Origin of the sequence: Shewanella sp. SM71, assembly GCF_025653905.1 — a bacterium.
GTDB lineage: Bacteria > Pseudomonadota > Gammaproteobacteria > Enterobacterales > Shewanellaceae > Shewanella > Shewanella oncorhynchi.
In genome coordinates this window covers 1-7,142 of the sequence record NZ_JAKKRW010000036.1, presented here as the reverse complement: position 1 = coordinate 7,142, position 7,142 = coordinate 1, and the positions used below count along the sequence as shown (strand labels likewise).

Genomic DNA, 7,142 nt, shown 5'->3' with positions numbered 1-7,142 from the left:
CGGGAAATCTGTTATTCCAAGGCGCCGCTATAAGAATACACCTCAAGAAAGAGTCGATTGGTGCTTATATCGGTATCGACATTTAGTGGAGAATGCTTTTGGAAGAATTAAGCACTATCGAGCAATATCAACAAGATATGACAAGCTAGCAAGAAATTACGCCAGTATGGTGTCACTGGCGTTTATGTTAATGTGGCTGCCGATGTATTGCTGAACAACATTTGTACAGCAAAGATCAACAGACCCTAGCAAAAAAGTTTCGTTTCACTATAATGCACCTTTCGAATCGAAACTTAACTGAAAGGTTTTATGAATAAACGAAACACACAGCAGCGTCGTCACAGCATAATCACCATATTGAACGAACAGGGTGAAGTGAGCGTTGATGAACTGTCGTTACGTTTTGAAACCTCAGAAGTGACGATTCGTAAGGATCTCGCCGCGCTTGAGAAAACGGGTTTATTATTGCGCCGTTACGGTGGCGCCGTGGCGATTCCAGACGAAGTCACTCAACAGTTCTCTGCCAAGATAGCGCCTAATAAACTTTCTATTGCGAAAACCGCCGCGCAGCTGATTAAAGATCACAATCGCATTATTATCGATAGCGGCACTACGACGTCAGGCTTGATTGAACAGCTGAACGATAAGCGTGGGCTGGTGGTCATGACGAATGCGCTTCACCTTGCAAATTCCATTCATGAACTCGAAAACGAGCCCACCTTATTGATGACCGGTGGCACTTGGGACCCGCATTCTGAATCCTTTCAAGGTCAAGTCGCCGAGCAAGTGTTGCGTTCATATAATTTCGACCAACTGTTTATCGGTGCCGATGGTATCGATCTTGAACGCGGGACCACCACCTTTAACGAGTTAACAGGCCTAAGCAAAGTGATGGCCGAAGTTTCCCGCGAGGTAATCGTTATGGTGGATTCAGACAAAATCGGCAAGCGGATCCCTAACTTAGAGTTACCGTGGGCCAAGGTCAGTGTGTTGGTCACCGACTCACGTATCGACGAGAGTGCGTTAAAACAAATTTCAGATCAGGGCGTGCGAGTTATGTTAGCGCCCTACGCTCAATAGACAAAATAGCTTAACAACTTCATTTTAATTTATAGGTAAAGACTATGTGTGGAATCGTAGGCGCCGTGGCGCAAAGGGATGTGGCTGAAATTCTGGTAGAAGGCTTACGCCGTTTAGAATATCGCGGATATGACTCTGCAGGCGTTGCCGTTATTCACAATGGTGAACTCAACCGTACGCGCCGCGTTGGCAAAGTACAAGAGTTGTCGGCTGCGCTTGAAACTGACCCATTAGCAGGCGGAACCGGTATCGCGCACACTCGTTGGGCGACCCACGGTGAGCCGAGTGAGCGTAATGCTCATCCGCATTTATCGGAAGGTGATATTGCCGTGGTGCACAACGGTATTATCGAAAACCACAATAAACTGCGCGAAATGCTTAAAGGTTTAGGTTACAGCTTTAGTTCAGATACCGATACCGAAGTGATTTGTCACTTAGTGCACCATGAGCTGAAAACCCATAACACTCTACTTGGTGCTGTACAAGCCACAGTTAAACAACTCGAAGGCGCCTATGGCACAGTCGTTATTGACCGTCGTGATAGTGAACGTATGGTTGTTGCTCGCTCTGGTAGTCCATTGGTGATTGGTTTTGGTCTAGGTGAAAACTTTGTCGCTTCAGATCAACTCGCCTTATTACCCGTGACTCGCTCATTTGCTTTCCTAGAAGAAGGTGATGTGGCCGAAGTGACCCGTCGCAGCGTGAGTATTTTCGACTTAAACGGTAATGCCGTTGAGCGTGAAGTAAAAGAATCTGAAATTACCCACGATGCCGGTGACAAAGGCGAATATCGCCACTATATGCTTAAAGAAATTTACGAGCAGCCATTGGCACTGACGCGCACAATTGAAGGTCGTATTGCTAATAAGCAAGTGCTAGACACGGCTTTTGGTGACAACGCTGCTGAGTTTTTAAAAGATATCAAACATGTGCAAATCATCGCCTGTGGTACTAGTTACCATGCGGGCATGGCGGCACGTTATTGGTTAGAAGATTGGGCTGGCGTGTCTTGTAACGTCGAAATTGCCTCTGAATTCCGTTATCGCAAGTCGCACTTATTCCCAAATAGCCTGTTGGTGACGATTTCACAATCGGGTGAAACTGCCGATACCTTAGCGGCCATGCGCTTAGCGAAAGAAATGGGTTATAAAGCCACATTGACCATTTGTAATGCGCCAGGTTCATCATTGGTTCGCGAATCTGACATGGCTTACATGATGAAAGCGGGCGCCGAGATTGGCGTGGCATCGACTAAAGCTTTCACAGTACAACTTGCTGGATTATTAATGTTGACTGCGGTGATCGGTCGCCACAATGGTATGTCTGATCAAATGCAGGCTCAAATCACTCAAAGCCTACAATCTATGCCAGCAAAAGTGGAACAAGCTTTAGGTTTAGATGCTGCGATTGCTGAACTGGCTGAAGATTTTGCCGATAAACACCATGCGTTATTCCTTGGCCGTGGCGATCAATATCCGATTGCGATGGAAGGCGCGTTAAAGCTGAAAGAGATTTCTTATATTCATGCTGAAGCTTATGCCTCTGGCGAATTAAAACACGGCCCACTAGCGCTTATCGATGCCGATATGCCAGTGATTGTCGTTGCGCCAAACAATGAATTGCTCGAAAAACTGAAATCGAATGTTGAAGAAGTGCGTGCCCGTGGCGGCTTAATGTATGTGTTTGCCGATGTGGATGCCGAGTTTGAGTCGGATGACACGATGAAAGTGATCCCTGTGCCACACTGTGACATCTTTATGGCGCCACTGATCTACACTATTCCTTTACAGCTATTGTCGTACCATGTTGCATTAATCAAAGGTACCGACGTGGATCAACCACGTAACTTGGCAAAGTCTGTAACAGTAGAATAAATAGAGATATTTAAATGAAAACCGCCTTTATTGGCGGTTTTTTCATTTAGATTCACGACAAAATGACGATTAACTTACAGCAATAGCAAATGCTAGTGGCTTAGCTTTCTATGCTGGAATGGCATCTAGTTCGTGCTGCTTTTTGGCCTCAATGCGTTTCCACACTTTGTCATGGAAGTAAAACACTACAGTGTTAATCGCGGGTTCTACTAAGGCTACTGCGCCACCGACGACTACGCTGCCAGTTAATAAATAGGTTACGGTAAAAGCGACGCTAAAATGCAGTACGGCAAAAGTGAGTGTCTTAGTCATGATCTTGTCCTCTAAATAGGCTCCCAGCGGGAATACTTAGATGATAACAATTCTCATTAAAATTAAAAGCTGTGTTTTCAGATTAGTTTAAACGGTTTTATCTATTTATCCGTTGTAAAAAACATAAAGCCCTCACGATGGAGGGCTTTGAGCATTTAAACGTAAATTAATACGATTCTAAAATTAGTAGTGCCAAGGGAAGGCTGAAAAATCTTGATCGCGTTTTTCGAGGAAGGCATCGCGTCCTTCCTGTGCTTCGGCGCTCGCATAGGCTAAACGCGTCGCTTCACCGGCAAATAATTGCTGACCGACCATACCATCATCAGTCATGTTGAAACCGTATTTAAGCATACGCATAGCCGTAGGTGATTTAGAGTTAATCTCTTTCGCCCACATTAATGCTTCGGTTTCTAGCTCTGCATGGGGAACAGATTTATTAACCATACCCATGTCGAAGGCTTCATCAGCACTGTAGTTAAATCCGCAGAAGAAGATTTCGCGGGCACGTTTTTGACCTATCATTTTGGCGAGATAAGCACTGCCATAACCTGAGTCGAAGCTCGCAACATCGGGATCGGTTTGTTTAAATATTGCGTGTTCTTTCGAGGCTAAGGTTAAGTCGCACACTACGTGTAAACTATGGCCGCCACCCACCGCCCAGCCCGGCACAACGGCGATGACCACTTTAGGCATAAAGCGGATAAGGCGTTGTACTTCTAATATATGTAAGCGGCCCATTCTGGCTTGATCGGCCTTACCTTCTTCGGCGCCTTCATATTTATAGCCATCTTTGCCGCGAATACGTTGATCGCCACCCGAACAGAACGCCCAGCCACCATCTTTTGCCGAAGGACCGTTACCCGTAAGCAGTACGCAACCCACATCAGACCATTGGCGTGCATGGTCGAGTGCGATAAATAATTCATCAACGGTTTTAGGTCGGAAGGCGTTACGGCACTCTGGGCGATTAATGGCAATGCGTACTGTGCCGTGCGCTTTGGCTCTGTGGTAAGTAATATCGTCGAAATGAAATCCACTGACTTCATCCCATAGGGTGGGATCAAAAATGTCTGATACTTGTTGGGTCATGATTCATAGGCCTTTATGCTGTAATGCCTCAAAGGCTAGGCGGAATCATATATAAGGTCAATCACCTAAGTCTAAACCTTAGCGCTATATAGCAAAATCCCGTTTGCCTATGAGTCTGTAATGATTAAAGATGATCACATAGATAAAGCTGATTATCTTTGCTAAACACTGGATGTTGAGGTGCCATAGTACCGCAATAGTTAGCCTTAAAGTCGGCAATAGACTCGGGTGTCATTGGAATTTGATTGAAGGCTTCGAGTTCTAATGTGGATAAACGTTCTATGATGTCGGTTCTTACCTTAGTCAGTTTATGGTCGATTTTAATAATTTTTGTTCCTGTCATAGAGTCAACTTTATTCTCTATTTCTTTGATCATCGCCTCAGTCTTTGCAATAGGAACATCTAATTTATCTGTTTCTGTGTATAAGTAATATAAAGCACCCGCGAGTAGCGCCAATATGATCCAACCTTTCATCTTTTAGTCCAACATAAGTGAATAACCATTAAGAATATGGGTATAATAAGCTAGTTTTCGTCCAATATTAAAGCAGTAAAAGGCTGTAACGATGAACTCAGAATCTAACAACAAGGACTATTCGAAAACCAATCGAATTAAGATTCACCAGCCAGATGCGAGTAAAGCTGATCGCTTTAATCCTCGTAATCGGATTTATGTCCGAGCCATAGACGGTTTGTGGAGTAGCGTACGTCGCCGCATGGGCTGGATCGCCATGTTATTTTTCCTGCTTTTACCTTGGATCCCTTGGGGCGACCGTCAAGCCGTATGGTTTAACTTGGGCGAACAAAAGTTTCACGTCTTCGGTTTAACGATTTGGCCGCAGGACCTCACCTTGCTTGCAGCGTTGTTTATGATCGCTGCCTTCGCTCTGTTTTTTGTGACCACCTATCTTGGCCGTGTTTGGTGTGGATACACTTGCCCCCAAACAGTATGGACCTTTATGTTCATCTGGTTCGAGGAAAAACTTGAAGGCGCACGGAATAAACGCATTAAGTTAGATCAAATGCCATGGAGCTTTGACAAACTCTGGCGCAAAACGGCAAAACATACGGCCTGGCTATTGCTCTCACTGATGACGGCGATGACCTTTGTGTCCTATTTTGTGCCAAGTCGTGAAGTCTATGTCGATGTATTTACGCTTAATGCTTCTGGCGGTATCTACTTCTGGGTCGTGTTTTTTACACTTGCCACATACGGCAATGCGGGTTGGATGCGTGAAATCATGTGTATCCACATGTGCCCTTATGCTCGTTTCCAAGCGGCCATGTTCGATAAGAATACTTTTATCGTGGGTTACGATACTAAACGTGGTGAGACCCGTGGTCCGCGTTCACGCAAAGATGACCCTAAAGAGCTAGGGCTTGGCGACTGTATCGACTGTGACTTGTGTGTGCAGGTATGTCCTACGGGAATCGATATTCGTAATGGTCTGCAATATGAGTGTATTAACTGCGGCGCTTGTATCGATGCCTGCGATCAAACCATGGATCGTATGGGATATGAAAAAGGGCTTATCAGTTATACCACCGAGAACAAGTTAGAAGGAATTAAGCAAAAAGTGCTGCGACCTAAACTAGTCGGTTATGGCGTGGTACTGATAGCGATGATATTAGTCTTTATATACTCCAGTGCGACTATAGCGCCTGTGCGTATGGACATCATTCGTGACCGCAACCAGCTCTATAGAGAGAACAATCAAGGTTTGATTGAAAACACCTTCACCTTGAAGATTCTTAATAAGACAGAGCAATCCCACGAATACACTATGAGTGTCGAAGGATTAGACAACTATAAATGGTACGGTCCAACTTCGGTCACTATTGCGGGTGGTGAAGTGTTAACTCTCCCTATTAGTGTAGGTATCGATCCGGTTGAGCTGTCTCGTTCAGTTACTAATATCAAGATAAAAGTGAAAACTCATATCGACGGTGAAGAAGTCGAAGTTGAGCAAGAATCTCGCTTCTTTAGTCCATAGATAACAGTATTTATGATGATCTAGCTGAGCGTGACTCATATAGATTGCCAGACTTAATCGAGCTAAAGGGGCTTTTTAGCCCCTTTTTTATACGTATCGTTTGATAAGTAAACGTCTAAACCATTAATCGTTATTTTCCTACAAAAAGCCCTTGCACAAAATCTCCTGCTCCCTATAATGCGCATCCACTGACACGGCAGACAGCGAAAGCAAGCTGACGAGTTAGGTTGAATTGAGTTGCTTTTAAGCACTTAATTCAAGCGCAGCAAGAAGTTGAAAATACTCCTTGACGCGAAACGGGAAATGCGTAAAATGCACGACCCTGAGCTGATGAAGCATCAGCACGACCCGCCGGCAACGGTATGTGGTCAACGCTCTTTAACAAGATAAAACAAGAAATCTGTGTGGACACTCACAGGTGTTGAGTTAATCGAAACTGCTTAGCCTTCGGGTTGGCAGTCAAAAATTTAAATCAATGTAACAATGAGTGTTCATAGTAATATGTACAGTTTGTTTCAGCCCTTCTTTTATAGGGAGTGCGAGAAACAAAAAATCAGAATTCATTGAGCCGCTGAAGTCGTAAGACGGAAGCAACAAAACTTTAATTGAAGAGTTTGATCATGGCTCAGATTGAACGCTGGCGGCAGGCCTAACACATGCAAGTCGAGCGGCAGCACAAGGGAGTTTACTCCTGAGGTGGCGAGCGGCGGACGGGTGAGTAATGCCTAGGGATCTGCCCAGTCGAGGGGGATAACAGTTGGAAACGACTGCTAATACCGCATACGCCCTACGG

General features: G+C 44.9%; 7 protein-coding genes and 1 rRNA gene. 5 read left to right on the top strand and 3 right to left on the bottom strand.

Annotated elements, in window-relative coordinates; genetic code table 11:
- The 3 genes from L5L97_RS22595 to glmS form a co-directional block, all read left to right on the top strand.
- The coding region (locus L5L97_RS22595) for a transposase (RefSeq protein ID WP_248943622.1) at window positions 1-214 on the top strand (214 nt) is incomplete at its 5' end.
- A 95-nt stretch (window positions 215-309) separates the two neighbouring features.
- Window positions 310-1,080, top strand: a complete 771-nt coding sequence (locus tag L5L97_RS22590; protein WP_263183999.1) for a DeoR/GlpR family DNA-binding transcription regulator — start codon at window positions 310-312, stop codon at window positions 1,078-1,080.
- A gap of 44 nt (window positions 1,081-1,124) precedes the next feature.
- Window positions 1,125-2,954 carry a glutamine--fructose-6-phosphate transaminase (isomerizing) gene (gene glmS, locus L5L97_RS22585; RefSeq protein WP_014611872.1) on the top strand — a complete coding sequence of 610 codons (1,830 nt, stop codon included), beginning with the start codon at window positions 1,125-1,127 and terminating at the stop codon, window positions 2,952-2,954.
- A 108-nt stretch (window positions 2,955-3,062) separates the two neighbouring features.
- Here the strand turns inward: glmS and L5L97_RS22580 are convergent, their stop codons facing one another.
- From L5L97_RS22580 to L5L97_RS22570, 3 genes are all read right to left on the bottom strand, one after another.
- The gene (locus tag L5L97_RS22580) at window positions 3,063-3,266 is read right to left on the bottom strand and encodes a DUF2061 domain-containing protein (protein ID WP_105250772.1); all 204 of its coding nucleotides are present in this window, start codon (window positions 3,264-3,266) and stop codon (window positions 3,063-3,065) included.
- A gap of 183 nt (window positions 3,267-3,449) precedes the next feature.
- Complete coding sequence (locus L5L97_RS22575; RefSeq protein WP_113941423.1) at window positions 3,450-4,355, bottom strand: 1,4-dihydroxy-2-naphthoyl-CoA synthase; 906 nt, start codon at window positions 4,353-4,355, stop codon at window positions 3,450-3,452.
- 124 nt (window positions 4,356-4,479) lie between these two features.
- Entirely contained in the window at window positions 4,480-4,830 is a 351-nt protein-coding gene (locus L5L97_RS22570; protein WP_105250770.1) for a hypothetical protein, read from the bottom strand.
- Window positions 4,831-4,921: 91 nt separating this feature from the next.
- Here L5L97_RS22570 and ccoG point away from each other — a divergent pair, with 91 nt between their 5' ends.
- Complete coding sequence (ccoG, locus tag L5L97_RS22565; protein WP_263183998.1) at window positions 4,922-6,349, top strand: cytochrome c oxidase accessory protein CcoG; 1,428 nt, start codon at window positions 4,922-4,924, stop codon at window positions 6,347-6,349.
- 602 nt (window positions 6,350-6,951) lie between these two features.
- Window positions 6,952-7,142: ribosomal RNA gene (locus tag L5L97_RS22560) — 16S ribosomal RNA — on the top strand; the annotation flags it as partial.

Bases quoted from the DNA above. Each gene is read 5' to 3' on its own strand.
- L5L97_RS22590 (WP_263183999.1), top strand. From the start codon at position 310: ATGAATAAACGAAACACACAGCAGCGTCGTCACAGCATAATCACCATA.
- ccoG (WP_263183998.1), top strand. From the start codon at position 4,922: ATGAACTCAGAATCTAACAACAAGGACTATTCGAAAACCAATCGAATT.
- L5L97_RS22570 (WP_105250770.1), bottom strand. From the start codon at position 4,830: ATGAAAGGTTGGATCATATTGGCGCTACTCGCGGGTGCTTTATATTAC.
- glmS (WP_014611872.1), top strand. From the start codon at position 1,125: ATGTGTGGAATCGTAGGCGCCGTGGCGCAAAGGGATGTGGCTGAAATT.
- L5L97_RS22575 (WP_113941423.1), bottom strand. From the start codon at position 4,355: ATGACCCAACAAGTATCAGACATTTTTGATCCCACCCTATGGGATGAA.
- L5L97_RS22580 (WP_105250772.1), bottom strand. From the start codon at position 3,266: ATGACTAAGACACTCACTTTTGCCGTACTGCATTTTAGCGTCGCTTTT.